The organism is Lentzea miocenica, from assembly GCF_033949945.1.
Taxonomy (GTDB): Bacteria; Actinomycetota; Actinomycetes; order Mycobacteriales; family Pseudonocardiaceae; genus Lentzea; species Lentzea miocenica.
This window is the reverse complement of sequence record NZ_JAXAVW010000050.1, coordinates 1-21,670: the sequence shown is the minus strand read 5'-3', so window position 1 is coordinate 21,670 and position 21,670 is coordinate 1. Positions and strand designations below refer to the sequence as shown.

The window sequence follows — 21,670 nt, the reverse complement described above, 5'->3', positions numbered from 1 at the left end:
CCCAGGTGGGCGGGCCCCCGTCTCAATTCGACGTGACAGTTCGTCAGCTTTTGCGAACGAGTCCGGTAAAGCCCGCGACACTCAGCGTGGCGAACGACCAACCCAGGATCTGCACCACCCAGCCTGCTCCGGTCGCCCACTGCCCGGCTGGCCCGTTCGCCAGTTCGCAACGCGGTGTCCCGCCGAGCTTCACCAGCGGGATCGCGAGATCCGCCGCAAGACTGATTCTGTTCACCGGTGAACACGAGTCGGCGGGGCGGTCCTTGGCCGGTGTAAGGCCGTTATAGGCATTGGTTGTCCACACGAGACAAATCGCGAGCACGAACGTGACGAGCAGTCCGACGACCGCCCTGGACGGCTTGTAGCCGTAGCCGAGCGTGACGCCGAGGAACCAGTGCCAGAGCTTGTTGCCGGGGTCGCCGCGGCGGCGGAGGTCCCGTTGCTGGGCGATCAGGACCTTGCGCGCGGTGTGTTCGTGGCCGGCGGCTCGGTGCACGGCGGCGAGTTGCTGATAGGGCTGCGCTTCGTACTCACGCGTGTGGTCGCGCAGCATCGTGAGCCACGCGTCGGTGTCCTCAGGTGGTTCCGGATAGGTCAGACCGTTCAACGACGCGGTGAACGGTCCGGCGGCGATGCGCTCCGTGACGTGGAGCCGGAGCGCCCGCCCGGCTCTCGTGGTGAACAGGTCGACCGCGAGACCGTTGGCGTGATTGACGATGCTGTCCGGAATGATGGTGACCTCGCCTCCGGCGTCGGTGTCGCTGATCTCCAGCGCGGCACCGAACGACGTCGCCTCGATGCGTGAGTTCGCGATCACCAGGCTGCCCTCGACGGCCGCTCTGTGCACGGCCACCGCCCGGCCGCGCCGGTTTCGAACCGATCCGCCGATCCAGAGATCCCCGCCCAGCCTCGTGTTGACCAGCTGTACAGCGGCGTTGACGCTGTTGTTCAGGGCGTTGAAGTCCCTGTCGAGGGTGATGTCGGAGCGGATGTGCGCGCCGTTGCCGCACAGGGCCATGCCGGCGTCGCTGCGCAGTACGGTGCCGGAGAGCCTCAGCTCGCGTGCTGTGGCGTCGATGAAGGTCAACGCGTCGCCTTTTCCTCCTGCTCGCACGAAGGCGTTGTGCAGCCTGACCACGCCGCCGATCCGTGCGCCGTCGAGGTAGATCGCGTCGTTCGCCGCATCGACGACGGCCTCGTTGAGGAGCAGGTCCATGCCGATCTCGCAGCTGTCGAACCAGCATCCGATGCCCTCGGAGGTGATGAACACACCGTCCATCCACACGTCGCGGCTCACGTGCATGCTGCCGGCGCTGAGTCCGCGCAGGCTGCTTCCGGTGAGCAGCAGTGGGCCGTCGATCCGTGCGTTGTCCAGGTCGAGCAGTCCGGTGCAGCGGGCGTCCCGCATGGCGAAGTAGGCGGTTTTCAGGCCTTCCGCGGAGATGCCGGGGATAGTCGAGTCGTCGAGCGACAGCCCCGGCAGTTCGGTGTGGAAGAGCGACAGCGGCTCCTCGAACAGGCACCCGTCCAGCAGGAGCGGTGTCGCGGACTGGACGAACCCGAGGTCGAGCGCACCGGTGATCCGCGCGCCGATGACCTGGAGCCCGCGCGGGTCGTGGTCACCCGCACGCAGCACGTCTCTGATCGCGTCGGCGCGCAGGACGTTGTTCCCGCGGCGGGAGAGATCGAGGATTTCGCCCGCCTCCGCGGCGCGCTTCATGTCCTGCTCTGTCTCACTAGGACGTGACATTCTGGGCCCCATGTCCTACCTCGCGGATAGCGCGCGCTACGACCAGATGACGTACCGGCGGACGGGACGCAGCGGCCTCAAGCTGCCCGCCATCTCGCTCGGCCTGTGGCACAACTTCGGCGGCGACCGGCCTTATGAGCTGGGTCGCGGGATCGCGCGGAGGGCGTTCGACCTCGGTGTCACGCACTTCGACCTCGCCAACAACTACGGTCCGCCCTACGGCTCGGCGGAGATCACGTTCGGGCAGATCCTCTCCGATGATCTCAGGCCGTACCGCGACGAGCTGGTCATTTCGACGAAGGCGGGCTACGACATGTGGGCCGGCCCGTACGGGGAGTGGGGCAGCCGCAAGTACCTGCTCAGCTCGCTCGACCAGTCGCTGACCCGGATGGGCCTCGACTACGTCGACATCTTCTACTCCCACCGGTTCGACCCGGAGACGCCGCTCGAGGAGACGATGGGCGCGCTCGTGTCCGCGGTGCAGCAGGGCAAGGCGCTCTACGCCGGCATCTCGTCGTACTCGCCGGCCAAGACGCGGGAGGCGGCCGAGCTGCTGCGGTCCGCGGGGGTGCCGTTGCTGATCCACCAGCCGTCGTACTCGATGCTCAACCGCTGGATCGAGCCGGAGCTGCTGGACGCGCTGGAGGAGGTCGGGGCCGGCTGCATCGCGTTCTCACCGCTCGCGCAGGGCATGCTGACCGACCGCTACCTCAACGGCATTCCGGAGGGCTCGCGCGCGTCGCAGGGCAAGTCGCTGTCGACGGACCTGCTGAGCGACGAGAACCTCAGCCGGATCCGCTCCCTCAACGAGATCGCCAAGTCGCGCGGGCAGTCGCTCGCCCAGCTCGCGCTGACCTGGACGATCCGCGACCCGCGCGTCACGTCGGCGTTGATCGGCGCGTCCTCGGTCGGGCAGCTGGAGCAGAACCTCGCGGCTCTGCAGGCGCCGCCGCTGACCGACGACGAGCTCGCCGAGATCGACAAGTACGCCGTCGAGTCGGGCATCGACCTGTGGGCGACGAGCTCCAACGCCGAGTGATTTGAGCGCACGCGGGGAGCTTTCGTGCGCTCGTGGTGCACGAAAGGGCCCCGCGTGCGATCAGGGCTGCCGGGGGAGGCGGATGGTGAAGGTCGTCGAGCCTGGGCGGCTGGTCAGGGTGATCGTGCCGCCGTGGGCCTGGATCAGGGATTGCACCACGGCGAGGCCGAGTCCGCTGCCGCCGCGCTGACGGGTCCGCGAGTTGTCCACGCGGTAGAACCTGTCGAAGATCCGCGCCTGGTCGGCCGCCGGGATGCCTGGGCCGGTGTCGCTCACCCGCACGACCGCCCAGCCGTTCTCGGCCGTCACCTTCAACGACACCGTGGTGCCGTCCGGCGTGTGCACGGCCGCGTTGGTCAGCAGGTTGTCGAGCACCTGTCGCAACCGCGTCGGGTCGGCGGCCATGGTGACCGTGTCGGCGTCCAGCGTCAGCTCGTGGGACGGACGGGCCGCGCGGAACGCGTCGGCGGCCGCCTCCGCGAGCACCGACAGGTCCATCTCCTCCGGGCGCAACGGTGGTTCGGACTCCGCGGAATCCAGGCGTGCCAACAACAACAGGTCGTCGAGCAGCACGCTCATCCGTGACGCCTCCGACCGCAGCTTCTCCAGGTGCTTCTCGCGTTCGCCCGGCTCGTTGGCCGCCGCGTACCGGAAGAGGTCCGCATAGCCGCGCAACGACGTCAACGGCGTGCGCAGCTCGTGTGAGGCGTCGGCGATGAACCTTCGCAGCCGCTGTTCGGCGGCCGTGCGGGCGGCCAGAGAAGAGTCGATGTGCGCGAGCATGTTGTTGAACGCCTCGCGCAGCTCCTCGACCTCGACGCCGCCGCCCTTGCCGTCCACGCGCACGGTCAGGTCGCCCGAGTCGGTCAGGTCGTGCGAGGAGATGTCGTGCGCGGTGTCGGCCATGTCCGACAGCGGCTGCATGCCCTTGCGGATCAACGCCTGGCCGCCGACCACCAACGCGACGAGCGCGGCCAGGAAGGCGATGACGCCGACCGTGACCAGCTGGGAGATCGTGCCGTCCCGGTCGTTCATCGGGGCCGCGCTGACCACGATGTACTCGTTCTCGATGATCTGGCAGGCGCGCAGCCGGAACTTGCCCTCGTCGCGGAGGTACTCGGTCTCGAACTTGTCGGCGGTCAGCGCCTGCTTCGCGAGGGCGTCGAACTCCTCGCGGTCCTGTGGCTGCTGGTCGCCCGGCAGGGGCGTGACGCCGCCGTTCTCGATCTTGTAGACGACGGCGAACCAGTCGGGCGGGATCTTGGTGATCTTGCCGTAGTACTCGACCTCCTTGGCCGCGCCCTGCTGGCTGATCACCATCTGGTCGTCGAGGCGGCGGTCCAGGAAGTCCTTCATCGACGTGACCATGACCCAGCCGACGATCACGAACACCGTCAGCGCGAGCGCGCCGAGGCCCAGCGCGAGGCGGGTGCCGAGCCGCCAGTCGCGGACGGGCTTCAGCCTGAACCTCATCCGCCGGCTCACTCCGCTGCTCGGCGGAGCACGTACCCCACACCGCGCACGGTGTGGATCAACGGCTCGCGGCCGTCGTCGAGCTTGCGGCGCAGGTGGGAGATGACCAGCTCGACCACGTTGGAGCGGCCGCCGAAGTCGTACTCCCACACGTGGTCGAGGATCTGCGCCTTGGTCAGCACGGCAGGCGAGCGGCGCATCAGGTAGCGGAGCAGCTCGTACTCGGTCGGCGTGAGGGTCGCCAACTTGCCGGTGCGGCGGACCTCGCGCGTGTCCTCGTCCATCACCAGATCGGCGACCTTGAGCACGGAGCGCTTCCACGACGGACCCGTCGAGCGGCGCAGCACGGCCCGCAACCGGGCCATGAGCTCTTCGACCGAGAAAGGTTTTACGAGGTAGTCGTCGCCGCCACGAGTGAGACCCGCCACACGGTCCGCGGTGCCGTCACGAGCCGTCAGGAACACCACGGGCACCATCGCCCCGGCCGCGCGCATTCGATCTAGAACGGTGAATCCGTCCAGGTCAGGCAGCATGAGGTCGAGCACGACGATGTCCGGCTGGAACTCGGCGGCCTCTCTCAAGGCCTCCTCGCCGTTGTGCGCGATCGCGGCCTGCCAGCCCTCGTACCGGGCGACCGTCGCGACCAGGTCAGCGATGTGCGGCTCGTCGTCGACGACGAGCAATCGAACCGAGTTCCCCTTGTCCACGTGCTCATGGTGCGTCACCTGGTGGCCCCCTCGCTCGATCGACAGGAAGTCGACAGTCGGTGCATAGGGGAGCCACAGCTCGAACGCTGAGGATCGAGAACGACCGACAGAGACCGCCTGACCGAGGAGCCCGCCGTGACGACCACCCTGCAGCAGACCGCTCGACCGGCTCCGGCCGGCCGGGCGACGCCGCACAAGGTGCTGGCCAAAGCCGGCCTCTACGTGTTCCTCCTGGCCAACGCGGCGTTCGTGACCTACCTGTTCAACGCGGCGGGTGTGGGCTCGAACAAGCTGATCAACTTCGGCCGGTTGACCGGGCTCTACGGCGCGCTCGCGATGGCGTTCCAGCTGCTGCTGGTCGCCCGGCTGCCGTGGCTCGACCGCCGGCTGGGCATGGACAAGCTGACCTCGTGGCACCGCTGGGTCGGCTTCACGATCTTCTGGATGCTGATCGGCCACCTGACCTTCATCGCGTTCGGCAACGCGGGCTCCGACGGCCCGATCGCCGAGGTCCTCCGGCAGGCGACCGAGCTGGAGGGCATCCTCCGCGCGCTGGTGGCGTGGGCGATCATCATGATCGTCGGCGTGGTCTCGGCCCGCTTCGCGCGGCGCCGGATGGCCTACGAGACCTGGCACTTCATCCACCTGTACACCTACATCGCGATCTTCCTCGCGTTCACGCACCAGGTCGCGGTCGGCAGCACGTTCCGCAAGTCCGAGCTCGCGACGGCCTACTGGTGGGGACTCTGGGCGTTCGCGCTCGGAGCCGTCTTCGTCGGACGGGTGGCACTCCCGTTCTGGCGCAACTGGCGTCACCAGTTCCGGGTCGCCGCGGTCGTGCCCGAGGCGCACAACGTCGTCTCGGTCTACATCGAGGGCAAGGACCTGGACCAGCTCGGCGCGAAGGCCGGACAGTTCTTCCTGTGGCGCTTCCTGACCAAGGACCGCTGGTGGCAGGCCAACCCGTTCTCGCTGTCCGCGGCGCCGAACGGCAAGTACCTGCGGCTCACCGCGAAGGCGCTGGGCACCGGCAGCGCGGACATCCGCAACATCAAGGTCGGCACCCGCGTGTTCGCAGAAGGCCCGTACGGCGCCTTCACGACCATGCACCAGACCAGGCCGAACGCGCTCCTCGTCGCAGGTGGTGTCGGCGTCACGCCGATCCGCGCGCTGCTGGAGGAGATCAAGGGCCACGTCGTGGTGCTGTACCGGGTGAGCGACCCGCGTGAGGCCGTGCTGCTGCGCGAGATCGAAGGACTCGTGCGGGCCAAGGGCGCGGTGTTGCGCCTGGTCACCGGGTCCTCGAAGACCATCACCGCGAACGGCCCGTTGCTCGGCCCGAACAACATCGCCGCGCTGGTCCCGGACGTGGAGGAGCGCGACATCTTCATCTGCGGACCGAACGGCATGACCGACGCCGTGGTGCGCAGCCTCGACGAACTGGGAGTGCCCGGCAAACAGGTCCACGCCGAGCGCTTCGCGCTGGCCAACTGAAGGGGATCGACGACGTGAAAAGGGCAATTCCCGTTCTGGCGCTGAGCGTGGCCGGCCTGGTTCCGGTCTGGCTCTACTCGCCGGGCGCCGCGCACGAGGGTGAGCTGACCGAGGTCGCCGCGCCGGAAAACCCGCAGCAGCAGCAGACCCAGGCCGCTCCGCAGACCACCAGCGCCGCACCCACGACCACCGGTGCCGCACCGAAGACGACCGGTGCCGCGCCGACGACCCAGCAGCAGCAGACCCAGCAGCAGGCGCAGACCCGCAACGTATCCGGACCGGCGGTGAACACGTCCGAAGGCACCGTGCAGGTCCAGATCACGTTGCAGGGCAACAAGATCACCGATGTGAAGGCGTTGCGGGCGCCCAACAGCGAACCGACCAGGATGGCGCTGCCGATCCTGAAGCAGGAGGCGCTCAAGGCGCAGAGCGCGGACATCGACACGGTGTCCGGCGCGACCGCGACCTCCGAGGGCTACAAGAAGTCGCTCCAGGGCGCCCTGGACGGGGCGCGGTAGCGGTGTCGGTGCGGCGCGTCGAGCAGATCATGGGCCTGCCGATCTCGGTGGACCTGCGGGACGGGGACGACGCACTGGCCGAGCGGGCTTTTGCCTGGCTGAGGGCAGCGGACGCGCAGTTCTCGCCGTTCAAGCCCGACAGCGAGGTGTCCCGGCTGGACCGGGGTGAGCTCTCCAGGGAGGAGCTCACCCCGGATCTGGTCGAGGTGCTCTCGCTGTGCGACTGGTACGAGGAGTCGACCGGCGGCGCGTTCACGGCGCAGGTGCCGGGACGCGGCCTCGACCCGTGCGCGGTGGTCAAGGGCTGGGCCGTGCAACGCGCCGCGGACATCCTGCGCGAGGGCGGAGCGTCGACGTACTGCGTCAACGCCGGTGGCGACGTCGTGACGGCCGGCGAGCCCGAGCCCGGAAAGCCTTGGCGCGTGGGCGTTCGGCATCCCGATCTCGCCGACCAGGTCTGCGTGGTGCTCGGCGTGCGGGACGGAGCCGTTGCCACGTCAGCGTTGTACGAACGCGGCCGGCACATCCTGGACGGCCGTACCGGTAAGCCCGTCACGGGACTTTTGTCGGTCACAGTTTTCGCCGAAGATCTCGCCATCGCCGATACCACTGCCACAGCAGCGTTTGCGCTGGGCAGAGACGGAATCGAGTGGGCTGCGGAGCAGGAGGACTGCGAGGTTTTCATCGTCGACGAAGATCGTCAGGTCTTCCGCAGTCCTGGACTTCCGGTACACATCTGTTAACATGCCCGCCCAACGGAGCCTTGACTCCGGGGCACGGATTTCGTTGATCAAGAGCTGGATCGGAGCTCGCGCTCGGGGCAAGACCCGGCCTGCTGTTGACCAACACCTCGTGCGAGAGAGCCTGCTGGTGCGCGAATTCGGGAGCGCACACCAGCGGGCTCTTTCTGTTTTCAAGGCTCTGTTCGGTCAGGCGTACCGGTCTTCGTTGAAGTCGAGGTTGACCGCCGAGCAGCCCAGATCGCGGCCCATCGCGTCCAGCACGTCCACCAGCTCCAGCCCGCTCAGCCAGTCGCGGGGCAGCGCCTCGGTGCCGTGCAGCGCGCCGAGCACGTTGCCGGTCAACGCCGCCGTGGCGTCGCTGCCGCCGGAGTGGTTGGCCGCGGCGCGCATGGCGTCCACGAACTGCACGGGCTTCGGGTGGGTCAGCACGGTGTAGACCGCGATGGCCAGCGCTTCCGGACCGGTCCAGCCGCTTCCGAGCCGGTCGACGCGTACGGGCGCGCCGCTGTCGTGTTCCTCGGCGAGCACCACGGCGCGTGTCAGCACCGTCGCCGTGTAGGTGTCGTCGCGCAGCACGCGGCCGATGACCTGGTCGATCGCCTCGCGCAGGGGCCTGCCCTTCACCGCGAGCAGGTGGACCAGCAACGCCAGTGCGCCGCCGGAGACCCAGCCGCCGGTGCCGCCGTGCGTCAGCGCCGCGAACCGGCAGCCCAGGTCGTAGGCGATCTGGGCAGACGGTGCGAAGCCGGCTGGGGCGGTGCGTGTGACGCCGTTGCAGCCGGACGACTCGTTGTGCGGGTTCTCCGGAGTGGACGGTGTCTCGGCGGCGAGCGCGCGCAGGCAGGTCAGACCCGGCGAGCGGCTCTCGTACAGCCGTTCGTCTGCGAGCAGCCCGACCGCACCCCGTTCCGGGGCCGGTTGCTGCTGGGTGATCAGCCAGCGCCGGTAGCTGTGCCACACCATCTCCGACGGCTCCCACTCGCCGGTCCGCTTTCCACGCACCCAGGCGCGCAGGTAGCCGTCGGCGGTGAAGAGGGTCAGCTGGGTGTCGTCGGTGAAGAGCGCGGGCTTCGGTGGGGCGAGCACACCCTCCGGGCCGTGTTCGCGCTGGATGTCGGCCAGGCCGAGGTACTGCACGGGCGCGCCCAGCGCATCACCCAGGGCGCCGCCGAGAAGGCACCCGGCGCCGCGGTCAACCACGGAATTCCTGTCTCGCGGCACCCGTGAACAGTAGCGTCCCGCGAACTTGAACCGTACTTGTATCTGAGACGGCCCCCGGCGCACCTGTTGAAGTGACGAGGTCAGCGCACCTGAAGGAGGGGCATGCGGAGCAAAACCGGACTCGAGTTCGGCGTGCTCGGTCCACTCCAGGTGCTCGCGGACGGACGGCTGATCCAGCTGGGCCGCCGTGGCATGCGCGGTCTGCTGGCCATGCTGGTCGTCGAGGCGAACCGACCCGTCTCGATCGACCAGATCGTCGATGCGCTGTGGACGGAGTCGCCGCCGGCCACCGCGCGGACGATCGTGCACGGTTATGTGTCGCGGCTGCGCAAGGTGCTGGAGGAGTCCGACCCGTCGGGCTCCGCGACAATCCGCACCACGCCGACCGGCTACCAGCTGACCGTGGACCCCTGGCGTCTCGACCTGCACCGCGCCCGGCAGCTCGTGGCGTCGGCTCGTGGCAAGCCCGCCGCCATCAGGGCGGGCTTGCTGCGCGAGGCGCTGGGTCTGTGGCGCGGGCCGGTGCTCGCGGACGTGCCGGGCGACCCGATGACGTCTGATCTCGAAGAACTCCGGCTGTCGGCGCTGGAGGAACGCATCGACGCCGAGCTGGAGCTGGGCCGCCACCTGGAGCTCGTGGGGGAGCTGCGCGGCCTGTGCACCGAGTACCCGTTCCGGGAACGGATGGTCGCGCACAGCATGCGCGCCCTGTACCGGTCCGGGCAGCGTGCGGACGCTCTTGAGGCCTACCAACGGTTCCAGCGCCGTGCGGTGGACGAGCTGGGCATCGATCCCGGTCCGCAGCTGCGGTTGCTGCAGGAACAGGTGCTGCGCGACGACCCGGCGCTGAGCCTGGTCGGCCCGGTCGAGTCGCGTCCCGTCGCGCCGCGGGCGGGGATCGTGTCGCCGGCCCTGTTGCCCGCCGCCGCCTCGCGGTTGTTCGGTCGCGAGGCCGACAAGACGTGGCTGGACAACGTTTGTGCTTCGCGGAACCTGCTCGGCACGACCGTGGCCGTGCTGACCGGGGCGCCCGGCGTCGGCAAGAGCGCGCTCGCGATCACGTGGGGCCACGAGAACTCCGAGATGTTCCCGCACGGCGTGCTGTTCGCTTCTCTGGGGGACACCGAACCCGGTGAGATCCTGACCAGGTTCCTGGTGGCGCTGGGCGTGCCCGCGGACGGTGTGCCGGTCGCGGTGCAGGACCGCGTCGGGCTGTACCGGTCGTTGCTCAACCGCCGCCGCGTGCTGGTGGTGCTGGACGACGCGACGAGCTTCGACCAGGTGCAGCCGTTGCTGCCGCCGGGGTCGGGCTCGGTGGTGCTGGTGACGTCGCGTTCTCAGATGGAACGGCTGGTCGTCACGAACAGCGCCCGCGTCCGGAAGCTCGGTCCGCTGGACGACGAGGCCGCGCGTGCGCTGGTGGACGACGTGCTGGGCAGGCCGCTGTCGTCGGAAGACCCGATGGCGGCCAGGAAGCTGGCCGAGCTGTGCGGCGGGCTGCCGCTGGCCCTGCGGGTGGCCGCGGCGAAGCTGGTGATCAGTCCGGAGTGGACGGTCGAGGAGCTGGTGGGTGAGCTGGCCGACGACGGGCACCGGATGCGTGGGTTGGACCTACCTGAGGCAGGCGTGGGGGTGTCGCGGGCGCTCGACCTGTCGACCCGCGACCTGCCGTCCGATCTCGACGAGGTCTTCCAGTCCGTCGGCATGGCGCCCGGACGGTGGATGTCGTCACACGCGGTCGCCGCGTTGACCCGCACCCGCGTCGAGTCGGCCCGTGATCGGCTGACCCAGTTGGTCGAGGTGAACCTGCTGGTCGAGCCCTGGCCGGACGGGTTCACGATGCACGAACTGGTGCGGCTGTACGTGCGCGGAACCGGCCGTCCGGACCTGGACTCGTTGCGGCGCCTGGTGAACTACTACCTCGTCGCGTGCGACCACGTCCGCCGCGCCATCCGCCCGGCGCGTGACGGCCTGGACTTCGCCTTCGGGGACAACGGTTCCACGTCGCTGCCGGCGTTCGGCGACCCGGTCGACTGGTTCGACCAGGAGTGGCCCAACATCGTCGCGGTCGTGCACGCGTCCGCCGAATCGGGTCTGCACGACCAGGTGTGGCAGTTGGTACGACTGTTGCACCCCTACGCGACCGTGCGCGCGCTCACCGGGGAGTGGGTGGCGCTGGTCGGGTTCGGCCTGGCCGCGGCCGAGGTGACGGGGAGCCGCCTCGGCCAGATCCTGATGCTGGACACGACCTACACGACGAACGCCCGGCTGGGACGACCCGTTCTGCTGCCGGACGCCCGCCGTGCGCACCGGCTGGCGTCCGAGCTGGGTGAGCGCCAGTACCTGGTGCTGACGCTCGCCCAACTCGCCGACGTCCTGTTCCGGCTCCAGCAGCACGACGAGGCGTTGCTGCACTTCTGGGAGTCGGTGCAGCTCGCGCAACAGTCCGGCGACGTCGTCGGCGAGGGCCACGGGCTGAACAACGTGGCACAGGTCGAGCAGGCCCGCGGACAGGTGGAAGTGGCGCTGCAGCACCAAGCTCACGCCGTCGAGGTGTACCGGCGCTCCGGCGATCAGGTCGCGTTGATCCGCGGTCTGGCCAACCTCGCCGAGCTGAACCTTCAGGCGGGAGCCCTGGACCAGGCCGAGATGCTGGCCAGGCAGGTGGTCGACCAGGCAGCCGTCGCCGAGGTGACCTACCTCGAGGGTTTTGGTCGCCAGGTGCTCGGCGGAGTGCTGCTCCGGCGGGCGGAATGGGTTGCTGCGACAGCGGAATTGACTGAAGCGCTGCGGCTGTATGCGCAGGTCAACTCGGCCCGCGCGGTCGAGGTGCGGGCCACTTTGGACTCGCTGTCGTCCGAGGTTTAGCGGGCGTTTAGTCGTCTGGTCCCAAAACATGGGATGTTGGAAGTGCAGGCCGCCGAGTGGGGGATTACCGAGGGGGTAAGGCGCCTGCGTTTGGAGGGCCCGACCGGCATTCGGGGGAGAGTGCCGGTCGGGCCTTCGCTTTGTGTCCGAGACCGCTGGTGTCCGGGACCGTTCAGTTGTTGACGCAGTTCTCGTCGGTGGCGCGGGCGAGCGGCAGCAGCTCTGGACGCTTCGGCGCCATTCCGTCCCCCATGGACTCACCCCTGAGCGTGCGGCCGATCCAGGGCACCACGTGTTCGCGGGCCCACTTGAGGTCGGCTTTCCGCTGAGTGACCCAGTCCGCCTGCTCAAGTGCCGGCCACGGCTCGTTCCACGCGTGGGCGTCGCTGAGGCCGAGCACCTCGTAGGTCTTGAGGGCGACGCGCTGGTGTCCTTCCGGGGAGAGGTGGAGCCGGTCCTCGCTCCATGCGCGACGGTCGTGCAACACGTGCATGGACCACAGGTCGACCATCCGGCAGTGATAGCGCTCGGCGATCGACCACAGGTGCGAGTTGTAGATGGCGATCTTGCCGCGCAGGCTGCGGAGGAGCGGGGTTGATCGCGTGTCGAAGCCGGTGAAGATGACCACGTCGGATCCGGAGGCCCTCAGGTCGGCGACTGCGACCTCGTAGACCTCGGCCAGGGCATCCGGGTCGCTGTTCGGGACCATGATGTCGTTGCCGCCACCGCAGAAGGTGACGAGGTCCGGTTTGAGTGAGATCGCCAGTGGGACCTGTTCGTCGATGATCTCCTGCAGCATCTTGCCTCTGATGGCGAAGTTGGCGTACCTGAAGTCAGGTGCCTGCTGGGCGATCATGCTTGCCAGGCGGTCCGCCCAGCCGACGTAGGTGTCGCCAGGGCCGGGGTCGTCCATGCCCTCGGTGAAGCTGTCCCCCAGTGACACCAGACTGTTCCATCGCAGCAGCACAACATCCCCCTTACTCGCGCGACTTCCTGCCCGTTTGGCGGCTCCCGTCTGCGGCTCCCGTTCGCAGGCGACTGGTTAGCATGCACAACCAACCACGGGCTACGCCACCGTCGGTTACAGCATCGTAAGTTTTTTCGCTGTGGGTGATGATTCTTTTGCCACACGATCGAGGGAAGCTTGAGCTGGATCCGGGGGATTCGGGCGGATTCGTCTCATTCGGTCGCTAGCTTCTGCCGGGTGCGTTCTGGTTTGCCGCTTCCCTCCATTTCGCTTGGTGTCGCGCTTGTCACACTGGGGGTTCTCACCGGTGTGGTGATCGGCACTGGCGTGGTGCCGGTTCCGGGTCCCTCCGATGCCGCTCCCGGCGAGCCCGATGTGACCCAGGTCGGGGGTGATCAGCCGCCCATGGAGTTCACGCCGGTGCCGTCCTCGGTGAAGGTGACGCCGTCGCGGCCTTCGTCGGTCCGGCTGGTGGTGACGCCGCCGCCGCATTCCAATCCGGTGGTCACGCCTGAGGTTGGGGAGGCTCGGGTGAGTGTGGTGGGGACGACGGTGATGCCGTCGGTGTCGGTGCCGGAGTTGTCGGCTGAGGTTGTGCCTAGTGCGGGCTCGTCGTCTGTGGGTGCGCCGGTTCCGTAGGTGGTTGGGTTGCGGGCGGCGAGTTCCTGTTGAGTGCTTCCACTGGGGGACTCCGTCCCCCAGACCCCCTGCCAATCTGATCAGGGGGTACCACGCCACGGGCGGGTTGATGGCACGTCTGTTGCGTTGGGCGGCTGCCGGTTGCGTGGGTGGTGCGGTTCGGGTGGGGGTCCCCGTCACAAGCCGTACCAGAGCGCGCCACAACCAGGGAGGGATGTCAAACGGACGAAAAGCGTGTCCGTTTGACATCCCTCCCTGGTTGCAGCAAAAGCTGAGGCACGACTCGTGACGGGGACCCCCACCGGAACCTCGCGTTTCAAGCTAAGGGCGCCTCGGCTTCGCCATTGGGTCGCCTCGCCTGCGGCATCGGCGTGAGGGCAAGGGAAAACCCCCGCAGCACCTCGGCGCGTGAGGTGCTGCGGGGGCCGTGGGACCTTTCCGAAGGGGAGCGCCGCCGCCGATCAGCTCCCCCTCGGAAAGGGGTGGGACCACTGCTCGGGGCACCGCCGCCGATCTGCCCCGAGCAGTGGGGTTGGGACCGTCTCAGGGGGCGCCGCCGCCGATCTACCCCCTGAGACGGGGTTCTTGTCACCCGCTGGCTGCCGCGCCCACGGTGGTGGTTGCGGCCGGCAGGTGGTCGTCGTAGGCCGAGCGCAGCCTCAGCTCTGCGCTCGGCTTGGCTCCGATGGTGTCCAGGCCCAGTAGGGCTGCGCCTACTACTGGGGGGACGTCCACTACCCGTACTTGGGCCAGTGGGGCCATTTCGGTCACTCGTTGGCGGACTGGGCCCACCACTGTGTCGCCGGTGTTGGTGATGACGCCGCCGCCCAGGACGATGTCGACCGGTTCGTTCATGAGGTCGAGTTTGCGCAGTGAGACGGTGGAGAGGAGGACGATTTCCTCTACCAGGCGTTCGATCTGGGCCAGGGCTACGGCGTCGCCGTTTGCCGCTACCTCGAAGACGAGGGGGCAGAGGGCGTGCGGGTCCAGTTCGATTTCCTCGAAGTGGATCTTTTCTACCACCTTGAGGATCGAGGATTCGTTGTAGTGCGCGAGGAGTGCTGGGAGTAGTTCGGTGGGTTGGCCTCGGCCGTCTTCGGCTCGGACGGCGTGCCAGAGGGCGTCGTTGCCGATTTGGCCGCCGCCGCCCCAGTCGCCGGAGATGGCGCCCAGTGCGGGGAAGCGGTGGGTTCGGCCGTCGTGGGCCACGCCTACTGCGTTGATGCCCGCGCCGCAGACGACGGCCACGCCTACGCCTGAGGCGGTGCCGGCTCGGAGGAGCGCGAAGGTGTCGTTGCCCACGAAGGTGGTGGTGGACCAGCCTCGTTTGGTGATCTCGCGGGTCAGGTCCTCCTCCTCGCGGGGGAGGTCTGCTCCCGCGAGGTAGGCGGCTGTGTGCGAGGCGATCGGCTCGTCCGGGGACAGTCCCGCTTGGGCTGCGGCCTCGCGTGCCAGTGCTTCGAACACGTCCAGTCCGCGCTTCATGCCTACTGTCTGGGGCGGTGCGCCGGGGCCGCGCACCTGCGCGAGCACCTTGCCGTCCGCGTCGACCAGCAGGACTGCGGTTTTGCTGTTCCCGCCGTCGATCGCGAGCACACGGTCGGTCATCGTTGTCAGTTTCCCTTCACCCACGGCAGCAGATCGCGGTTCTGCGCGATCAGCTCGTCGGCCAGCTGGTCCGCGATGGCGTGCTGGCCGATCAGCGGGTGTGCGAGCAGCGCGTTCGCCACTCGGTCGCGGCCGCCGTGGACGGCCGCTTCCAGTGCCAGGTACTCGTACGCGGTGACGTGCGAGATCAGGCCTGAGATGGACGGTTCCACGGGGCGGACCGGGAGTGGCACGCCGCCGTTTGTGTCCACAGTGGACGATACTTCTACCACTGCGTCGTCTGGCAGGAACGGGAGTGTGCCGTTGTTCTGGACGTTTACCACGTGCTTTTCGGCGCCTGCGCCGCCGGTGAGGGCGTGCACCAGCTGTACGGCGGCTTCGGAGTAGTAGGCGCCGCCGCGTTGGCCGAGTTGTTCGGGCTTCGTGACCACTGACTGGTCGCCGTAGATGTCGAGCAGTTCCTTTTCCACCGCGGCAACCACTTCGGCGCGTGGGGGTTCGGTTTGCTGCTTCTTCACGACGGCGTCGTGGTTGTAGAAGTAGTTGAGGTAGTACGACGGCACCATGTTCAGGCGCCGCATCAGGCCGCCGTCGATGCCGATGTGCTCGGCTAGGCCTTCGACGTGGTCGGCCAGGAGTTCGGGGAGGCGGTCTACGCCGTCGACGTAGACGCCGCGTTCCCACGTGAGGTGGTTGAGGCCCACGTGCTCCAGTTCGACGGTGGACGGGTCCACGCCGAGCAGGGCGGAGGTCCAGCGCTGGAACGTGATGGCCACGTTGCACAGGCCGATCGCCTTGTGGCCGTTCTGGAGGAGCGCGCGCGTCACGATGCCCACCGGGTTCGTGAAGTTCACGATCCAGGTGTCCGGGCCCGCGAGGCGGCGGACCTTGTCGGCGATGTCCAGGACCACCGGCACGGTCCGCAGGGCCTTGGCGAGGCCTCCCGCGCCGGTGGTCTCCTGGCCGACGCACCCGCAGGTGAGCGGGAACGTCTCGTCTGACGCGCGTGCTTTCTGGCCACCGACCCGCAACTGCAGCAGCACCGCGGACGCGCCCTCGACACCGTCTTCGAGCGACGTGGTGGTGCGGACCTTCGCCGGGTGGCCTGCGTGTTGCAGCAGGCGCTGGCTGAAGGGGCCGACCAGCGACAGGCGGTGCTCGTCCGGGTCGACGAGGACGATCTCGTCCACCGCCAGGCTGGTGCGACGGCCGGCGATGCCGTCGATCAGCTCAGGTGTGTAGGTGGATCCGCCACCGACGACGGTGAGTTTCATCCCTTGACTCCCGTGAACGTGATTCCCTTGACGAACGACTTCTGGGCGAAGACGAAGAGGACGACGGCCGGGATCATCGTCAGGAACGTCACCGCCATCGACGAGTTCCACTGGACGATGTGCATGCCCTTGAACGTCGCCAGTGCCAGTGACAACGTCCACTGGTCCTTCACTTCACCGGTGTAGAGCAACGGGCCGAAGTAGTCGTTCCAGGTGAAGAGGAAGCAGAACAGCGCGGTGGCCGCGATGCCGGGCTTCGCCATCGGAATGATGATCCGGATCAGCGCCTGGAACTCCGAGCAGCCGTCCACCCTCGCCGCGTCCACATAGGACTGCGGGATGGTGAGCATGAACTGGCGCAGCAGGAAGATGCTGAACGCGTCGAACAGGAAGTAAGGAGCGATCAACGGCACCAGCGTGCCGGTCAGGCCCAGCGACGACCAGGTGTCGTACAGCGGCACGGCCACGACCTGCGGCGGCAGCATCATCGCGCCGATGACGAGGATGAAGGCCACGTTCCGGCCGCGCCACTTGAGCTTCGCGAGCGCGTAGGCGGCGGGGATCGACGAGATCAGCATGCCGAAGGTCGCGAGCAGCGAGTACGTGAGGCTGTTGATCAGGTACTGGAACAGCGGGGCCTTCTCGAAGACCTCGACGAAGTTCTCCCAGTGCCACTCGGTCGGCCACAGGTTCGAGGTGAACGCCTGGTCGTCCGACATCACCGCGGTGAGGAAGACGAACACGACGGGCGTGGCGAACATCAGGCCGAGCGCGAGGCCGATCGCGTGGGTGGCGACCCAGTTGAGGAAGCCTCCGACGTTGCGCTTGCGGCGCGGCTGCTCCGGTTCCGCGGAGACGTCGACCGGTGGTTTGGTCAGCGTGGCGGTCATGCTCCCGGACCCCCTTCCTCAGCCGTGGAGTTCTTGCGCATCCGCTGGACCAGCACGATGGTCACGGCGAACGAGATGATGAACAGGACCGTGGCCATGGCGGCCGCGTAGCCCATGTCGAAGTAGCGGAAGCCTTGCGTGTACAGGTAAACCGGGAACGTCAGCGTGGAGTTGTCCGGGAAACCGAGATATTTGGTCGATCCCGTCGCGTCCGCCGCTCCGGAGCCGGCCGACCCCGCGACGACCGCCTGTGTGAAGAGCTGCAACGCGAGGATCACCGAGTTCACGATGCCGAAGAGCAGCACCGGCGAGATCGTCGGCAGTGTGACGTGCCACCAGCGCCGGATCGGGCCCGCGCCGTCGAGTTCTGCTGCCTCGTACTGTTCCTGCGGCACGTCGAGGATCGCGGCCAGGATGATGATCATCAGGTCGCCGGAGATCCACAGCATGATCGCGGTGATGCCGGGCTTGGCCCACGCCGGGTCCGAGAAGAACAGCGGTGCGTCGACCCCGAACCAGCCGAGCACGCTGTCGAGCGGACCGCCGTTGGGACGCATCACCATGAAGAACACGAGTGTCGCGGCCACCGGCGGCGCCAGTGAGGGCAGGTAGCAGAGCGTCCGGATCAGGCCGACGCCCGACTTGAGACGTGCGATGACCGATGCCACGCCCAGCGCGAAGACCGTCCGCGCGATCGTGAGCACGACGACGAACCACAAGGTGTTCGCGATCGCCTTGGTGAGCAAGGGATCCTTGAACATGAACTCGTAGTTGGCCAGTCCGTTGAACTCCGGTGCGTTGATCAGGTCGTACTTCGTGAAGCTGAAGATGACCGTGGCGACCAACGGGTAGACGAAGAACAGGACGAAGCCGATGATTGCCGGGGCCATGAACCCGAGCACGGCGAGACGGTGGCGGGCACGTGCCCGCCCCTTGCCGGGGGCGGGCCGCGCGCCGAGCGTGGCGGTCATCTTGCGAATCCCCTACTTGCCGCTCTTGGCGATCTGGTCGTCGATGTTCTTGTCGACTTCCTTGAGGCCTGCCGCCAGGTCCGGGACCTTGCCGGACTGGTAGGAGACCGAGAAGTCGGTGACGGCCTTGATGTGCGCGTCACCGATGGGGGTGACCGGGTTGCCCTTGAGCTTGTCGCTCTTGGCCAGGTCGATGAACGTCTTGAACTGCTCGTCCACCTCGAGCTTGGAGCTCTCCATGGCGGCCTTGGTGCTCGGGACGTTCTTGATGGCGTTCGACAGGTCGACGATCGTGTCGGTGTCGAACGTCAGGTGCTTGATCAGCTCCCACGCGGCGCCGGCGTTCTTGGCGCCCTTGGGAATGCCCATGATCGTGCCGGTGGTGAACGCGGTGCCGTAGTCGGCGGGCTTCCAGGTCGGGAACGGAGCCGTGCCGAACTTGATCTGCGGCGCCTGCGCCTTGAGGAAGGCGGTGCGGTACTCGCCGTCGATCATGATCGCGATCTTGCCCTGGTGGAACGCGTGGTCGGCCGAGTACTCCTGGCCGAGACCCGCGCGGAACCGCTCGAGCGCGTCGTAACCGTAGAAGTCGACGAGCTTCTTCTGGAAGGTCATCATCTCGGTGAAGCCGGGGGAGCTGGCCAGGCCGGACTTGCCGTCCTTCTCCCACTCCGCACCGAACGTCGGCGCGAGGATGGTCGGGCGGTTGGCGTAGAAGCCCATCGTGGGTAGGTAACCCGCTACCTCGATGTCACCGTTCGGCGCCTTCTTGGTCGCCTTCACGGCCGCGTCGTACAGCTCGTCCAGCGTCTTCGGCGGGTTCGTGATGCCGGCCGCCGACAGCATGTCCTTGTTGTAGTACATGGCGTAGACGTCGGTGAGCATGGGCATCGCACAGCGGTTGCCCTTGTACTCGGTGTACGCGCGGACCGCCGGGGAGAGCTGGTTCAGGTCGACCTTGTCGCGCTCGATGTAGGACTTCAGCGGCTGGAACGCACCGGAGGAGCAGAACTGGCCGATGTTGTCCGTCGTGAACGACAGCGCGACGTCCGGCGTGTTGCCCGAACGGATACCCGCGGTGATCTTGTCGTCGTCCTGCGAGCCCTCGTGCTTGATCTCGATGTTCGGGAACTTCTTGTTGAACGTCTTGAGGGCCTTCGTGACTTCTTCGTACTCGCGGTCGGAGTAGTTGCTCCAGACCGTGAGGGTCAGCTTGTCGTCCTTGCCAGGAGCAGCTGCGGCGTCGGAATTGGCGCCGCCACCCTTGCCCGCCGCACATGCGGTGAGGGTCAGCGCTGCGGCGACACAGAGCAAGGCAGCACGGGTGTGCTTGCGCATGTGCACTCCTTCTCGATCAACGTGGGGACCCGGCGACCACTGGGCCGCGGAATGGAGCCGTGGTGGCTGCCGGCAGGCCGAACACCGTCTCTCGTGCCACTGCCAGTGCCGAGTGCAGTGCGCCGCTGCGCACCGGTTTCCCGGTCACCAAAGCCAGTTGGAGGGGTGTCCTCGGAACCACCAGTTGCCGCAGTTCCGCGGCAACGAGATCGTTCAGCGTGGTTCCTCCCGCCTGGGCGATGTCGCCAGAGAGGAGGATGAGTTCCGGGTCGAGCACCGCGACGACGCTAGCCACGCCCGTGGCGATGCGCTTGGCGAGATCGGCCATGAACTCCCGGCCCGCCGGACCCGCGGCCAACGCCTTGCGGACGGCCCCGTGGCCGTTGCGCGCGGCGAGCCCGTGAGCCCTGGCGAGCTTGCAGATCGACGTGTTGCTGAGCAGCTCACCGAACGTGCCGCCGGAGCGGTCCGTGTCGGTTTCGGCCGCTGCGCGGTCGGGGATCATCAACCCGTCGATCTCGCCCGCGCCACCGGATGCGCCGCGCAGCAGCGATCCGTTGACGACGACAGCGGCACCGACGAGGTCTGCGGGCCAGATGACGACGAAGTCGCGCACCTTGGTGGCCCGTCCGGCGACCATCTCCTCCAGGGCGACCAGGTTCACGTCGTTCTCGACGCTCACCGAGGTCGCGAGCTGCTCCCGCAACCGGCCGGGCATGTCGAAGCCGTTCCAGCCGGGCAGGTGTGGTGCGTAGGCGAGCTCACCGTTCGCGGGGTTCACCGCTCCGGGACAGCCCACCACGACGTGCAGCAGCTGGTCGGGAGCGAGGCCTGCCTGCCCGCACGCCTTGCCGACCGCGCTCACGAACGCCTCCAGCACACCGTGCTTCGCGGGCATCGGTGCCTTGTGCTCGGTGAGCACTGCACCGGAGATGTCCGCGATCGCGATGTCGACCGTCTCGGGGGTGAGATCGACAGCCGCGATGTGCGCAAGCGTCCCGTTGACCGACCACAGCTGGGCCCGAGGCCCGCGTCCACCGCCGCGCAGTCCGTTGCGGACCACGGTGTCGGCGGTTTCCAGCCGGGTGAGCAGCTGTGCGGTCGCCGGCTTGGAGAGACCGATCAGGCCCTCCAACTCCGACCTGGTCAGCGGCCCGTTGCGCAGCAAAGCCTCGATGGCTGCGCGGTCGTTGATCTCCCGCAACAGTCGTGGGCTTCCGGCACGCATTAGGTCCGCTCCTGTCTGTTAACTTTCCAGACGATTTCGGGAGACGGTAGTGACCTGGTTCACCGGGGTCAATCCCCGATATGGGTCCGTTACCTGAGTTAGGTTCGCCTAAGGCACCCTGGAACCATGACGGACGTGCGCCAGGAGTCGCTCGCATCACTGCTAGGAGGCCGAGGCGGCGCCCTCGACGCCTCCCTGCCGCCGCTGGCGTTCGTCGCAGGCTGGCTGATCTGGGGGCACTCGATCGGCGCGGGTGCCGTCGTGGCCGTCCTGTGCGGCGTGGTGATCGGCATCGTGCGGTTCGTGCGCGGCGAGAAACCCCGCGCCGTGATCCTGTCGGTGCTGCTCGTCGTGGCAGCCGCGTTGGTGGCGCTCTACACCGGGCGCGTCGAGGACTTCTTCCTCATCCAGCTGCTGTCCAACGTGGCATCCGCGCTGGCCTGGGCCGGTTCGATCGCGGTGCGCTGGCCGTTGCTCGGCGTGGTGGTGGGGACGCTGCTCGGGCAGAAGACGAAGTGGCGCCGGGATCCTGCCCTTTTGCGCGCGTACTCGGTCGCGTCGTGGGCGTGGGTCGGTCAGTACGTGCTGCGGGTCGCCGTGTTCACGCCGTTGTGGCTCGACGCCCAGATCCTCTGGCTCGCCACGGTTCGGGTCGCTTTGTCGTGGCCGTTGCAGATCGTCTGCATCCTGGTGTCGGGGTGGCTGCTGAAGCGGGCGCTACCAGCAGACCACCCCGGGTTCCGGCACCCTCAGGTCAACGAGGAACGCTGACCGTCAGCTTCAGGAACGCCGACCATGCGTTGGCGGAAACGGGGATGTGGGTGCTCGGGGCCTTGCTGTCCCGGATGCCGACGCTTCGGCCCACTTCGACGCAGTTGTCGCCGCTGCCGCTGTAGCTGCTCTTACGCCAGGCGGTCATTGGAGGCCCTCCAAAATGTTGTC

The 21,670-nt window shown here is 67.8% G+C and carries 18 protein-coding genes; 6 read left to right on the top strand and 12 right to left on the bottom strand.

Annotation, left to right across the window (positions count from 1 at the left end; genetic code table 11):
• Positions 1-43: 43 nt before the first annotated feature.
• A complete protein-coding gene (locus SK803_RS42155; RefSeq protein ID WP_319971838.1) occupies positions 44-1,720 on the bottom strand; it encodes a hypothetical protein in 1,677 nt (558 codons plus the stop codon).
• Between the two features lie 40 nt (positions 1,721-1,760).
• Here SK803_RS42155 and mgrA point away from each other — a divergent pair, with 40 nt between their 5' ends.
• Positions 1,761-2,789: an L-glyceraldehyde 3-phosphate reductase gene (mgrA, locus tag SK803_RS42150; RefSeq protein WP_319971837.1), complete on the top strand. Its 1,029-nt coding sequence runs from the start codon at positions 1,761-1,763 to the stop codon at positions 2,787-2,789.
• 60 nt (positions 2,790-2,849) lie between these two features.
• Here mgrA and SK803_RS42145 read toward each other — a convergent pair whose 3' ends face one another.
• Together SK803_RS42145 and SK803_RS42140 are read right to left on the bottom strand one after the other, a co-directional pair.
• Positions 2,850-4,262: a sensor histidine kinase gene (locus SK803_RS42145; RefSeq protein WP_319971836.1), complete on the bottom strand. Its 1,413-nt coding sequence runs from the start codon at positions 4,260-4,262 to the stop codon at positions 2,850-2,852.
• Positions 4,263-4,270: 8 nt separating this feature from the next.
• Positions 4,271-4,969: a response regulator transcription factor gene (locus SK803_RS42140; protein ID WP_319971835.1), complete on the bottom strand. Its 699-nt coding sequence runs from the start codon at positions 4,967-4,969 to the stop codon at positions 4,271-4,273.
• A gap of 135 nt (positions 4,970-5,104) precedes the next feature.
• Here SK803_RS42140 and SK803_RS42135 point away from each other — a divergent pair, with 135 nt between their 5' ends.
• The 3 genes from SK803_RS42135 to SK803_RS42125 are packed head-to-tail and all read left to right on the top strand — an operon-like array spanning position 5,105 to position 7,724.
• Positions 5,105-6,463, top strand: a complete 1,359-nt coding sequence (locus tag SK803_RS42135; protein WP_319971834.1) for a ferredoxin reductase family protein — start codon at positions 5,105-5,107, stop codon at positions 6,461-6,463.
• 14 nt (positions 6,464-6,477) lie between these two features.
• A complete protein-coding gene (locus SK803_RS42130; protein ID WP_319971833.1) occupies positions 6,478-6,981 on the top strand; it encodes an FMN-binding protein in 504 nt (167 codons plus the stop codon).
• A 2-nt stretch (positions 6,982-6,983) separates the two neighbouring features.
• The gene (locus SK803_RS42125) at positions 6,984-7,724 is read left to right on the top strand and encodes an FAD:protein FMN transferase (protein WP_319971832.1); all 741 of its coding nucleotides are present in this window, start codon (positions 6,984-6,986) and stop codon (positions 7,722-7,724) included.
• Between the two features lie 186 nt (positions 7,725-7,910).
• Here SK803_RS42125 and SK803_RS42120 read toward each other — a convergent pair whose 3' ends face one another.
• On the bottom strand, positions 7,911-8,945 hold the full coding sequence (locus SK803_RS42120; RefSeq protein WP_319971831.1) for an ADP-ribosylglycohydrolase family protein: 1,035 nt from the start codon (positions 8,943-8,945) through the stop codon (positions 7,911-7,913).
• Positions 8,946-9,047: 102 nt separating this feature from the next.
• Between SK803_RS42120 and SK803_RS42115 the strand changes: the two genes are divergently transcribed.
• Positions 9,048-11,813 (top strand): AfsR/SARP family transcriptional regulator, encoded by a 2,766-nt coding sequence (locus SK803_RS42115; protein ID WP_319971830.1) that lies wholly within the window; start codon positions 9,048-9,050, stop codon positions 11,811-11,813.
• Positions 11,814-11,985: 172 nt separating this feature from the next.
• Here SK803_RS42115 and SK803_RS42110 read toward each other — a convergent pair whose 3' ends face one another.
• The 7 genes from SK803_RS42110 to SK803_RS42080 form a co-directional block, all read right to left on the bottom strand.
• Positions 11,986-12,780 (bottom strand): SGNH/GDSL hydrolase family protein, encoded by a 795-nt coding sequence (locus tag SK803_RS42110; RefSeq protein WP_319971829.1) that lies wholly within the window; start codon positions 12,778-12,780, stop codon positions 11,986-11,988.
• A 1,227-nt stretch (positions 12,781-14,007) separates the two neighbouring features.
• On the bottom strand, positions 14,008-15,027 hold the full coding sequence (locus SK803_RS42105; RefSeq protein WP_319971828.1) for an N-acetylglucosamine kinase: 1,020 nt from the start codon (positions 15,025-15,027) through the stop codon (positions 14,008-14,010).
• Positions 15,028-15,032: 5 nt separating this feature from the next.
• On the bottom strand, positions 15,033-16,301 hold the full coding sequence (locus tag SK803_RS42100; protein WP_319971827.1) for a 6-phospho-beta-glucosidase: 1,269 nt from the start codon (positions 16,299-16,301) through the stop codon (positions 15,033-15,035).
• On the bottom strand, positions 16,298-17,191 hold the full coding sequence (locus tag SK803_RS42095) for a carbohydrate ABC transporter permease (RefSeq protein WP_319971826.1): 894 nt from the start codon (positions 17,189-17,191) through the stop codon (positions 16,298-16,300). The genes SK803_RS42100 and SK803_RS42095 overlap by 4 nt, the downstream gene beginning before the upstream one ends.
• Positions 17,188-18,162, bottom strand: coding sequence for a carbohydrate ABC transporter permease (locus SK803_RS42090; protein ID WP_319971825.1), 975 nt, complete (start codon positions 18,160-18,162; stop codon positions 17,188-17,190). Before SK803_RS42090 ends, SK803_RS42095 begins: the two co-directional genes overlap by 4 nt.
• Positions 18,163-18,174: 12 nt before the next feature.
• A complete protein-coding gene (locus SK803_RS42085; protein ID WP_319971824.1) occupies positions 18,175-19,500 on the bottom strand; it encodes an ABC transporter substrate-binding protein in 1,326 nt (441 codons plus the stop codon).
• A gap of 16 nt (positions 19,501-19,516) precedes the next feature.
• Entirely contained in the window at positions 19,517-20,728 is a 1,212-nt protein-coding gene (locus tag SK803_RS42080; protein WP_319971823.1) for an ROK family transcriptional regulator, read from the bottom strand.
• 126 nt (positions 20,729-20,854) lie between these two features.
• Here SK803_RS42080 and SK803_RS42075 point away from each other — a divergent pair, with 126 nt between their 5' ends.
• Positions 20,855-21,499, top strand: a complete 645-nt coding sequence (locus tag SK803_RS42075) for a DUF3159 domain-containing protein (protein ID WP_319971822.1) — start codon at positions 20,855-20,857, stop codon at positions 21,497-21,499.
• Here the strand turns inward: SK803_RS42075 and SK803_RS42070 are convergent.
• Positions 21,483-21,670 (bottom strand): DUF397 domain-containing protein (locus tag SK803_RS42070; RefSeq protein ID WP_319971820.1); only part of this gene is annotated, 188 nt, incomplete at its 5' end. The two genes, SK803_RS42075 and SK803_RS42070, sit on opposite strands and share 17 nt — an antisense overlap.

Coding starts and splice junctions, on each gene's coding strand:
- SK803_RS42100 (WP_319971827.1), bottom strand. CDS start 16,301: ATGAAACTCACCGTCGTCGGTGGCGGATCCACCTACACACCTGAGCTG.
- SK803_RS42115 (WP_319971830.1), top strand. CDS start 9,048: ATGCGGAGCAAAACCGGACTCGAGTTCGGCGTGCTCGGTCCACTCCAG.
- SK803_RS42090 (WP_319971825.1), bottom strand. CDS start 18,162: ATGACCGCCACGCTCGGCGCGCGGCCCGCCCCCGGCAAGGGGCGGGCA.
- SK803_RS42105 (WP_319971828.1), bottom strand. CDS start 15,027: ATGACCGACCGTGTGCTCGCGATCGACGGCGGGAACAGCAAAACCGCA.
- SK803_RS42085 (WP_319971824.1), bottom strand. CDS start 19,500: ATGCGCAAGCACACCCGTGCTGCCTTGCTCTGTGTCGCCGCAGCGCTG.
- SK803_RS42075 (WP_319971822.1), top strand. CDS start 20,855: ATGACGGACGTGCGCCAGGAGTCGCTCGCATCACTGCTAGGAGGCCGA.
- SK803_RS42155 (WP_319971838.1), bottom strand. CDS start 1,720: ATGAAGCGCGCCGCGGAGGCGGGCGAAATCCTCGATCTCTCCCGCCGC.
- SK803_RS42080 (WP_319971823.1), bottom strand. CDS start 20,728: ATGCGTGCCGGAAGCCCACGACTGTTGCGGGAGATCAACGACCGCGCA.
- mgrA (WP_319971837.1), top strand. CDS start 1,761: ATGTCCTACCTCGCGGATAGCGCGCGCTACGACCAGATGACGTACCGG.
- SK803_RS42095 (WP_319971826.1), bottom strand. CDS start 17,191: ATGACCGCCACGCTGACCAAACCACCGGTCGACGTCTCCGCGGAACCG.
- SK803_RS42145 (WP_319971836.1), bottom strand. CDS start 4,262: ATGAGGTTCAGGCTGAAGCCCGTCCGCGACTGGCGGCTCGGCACCCGC.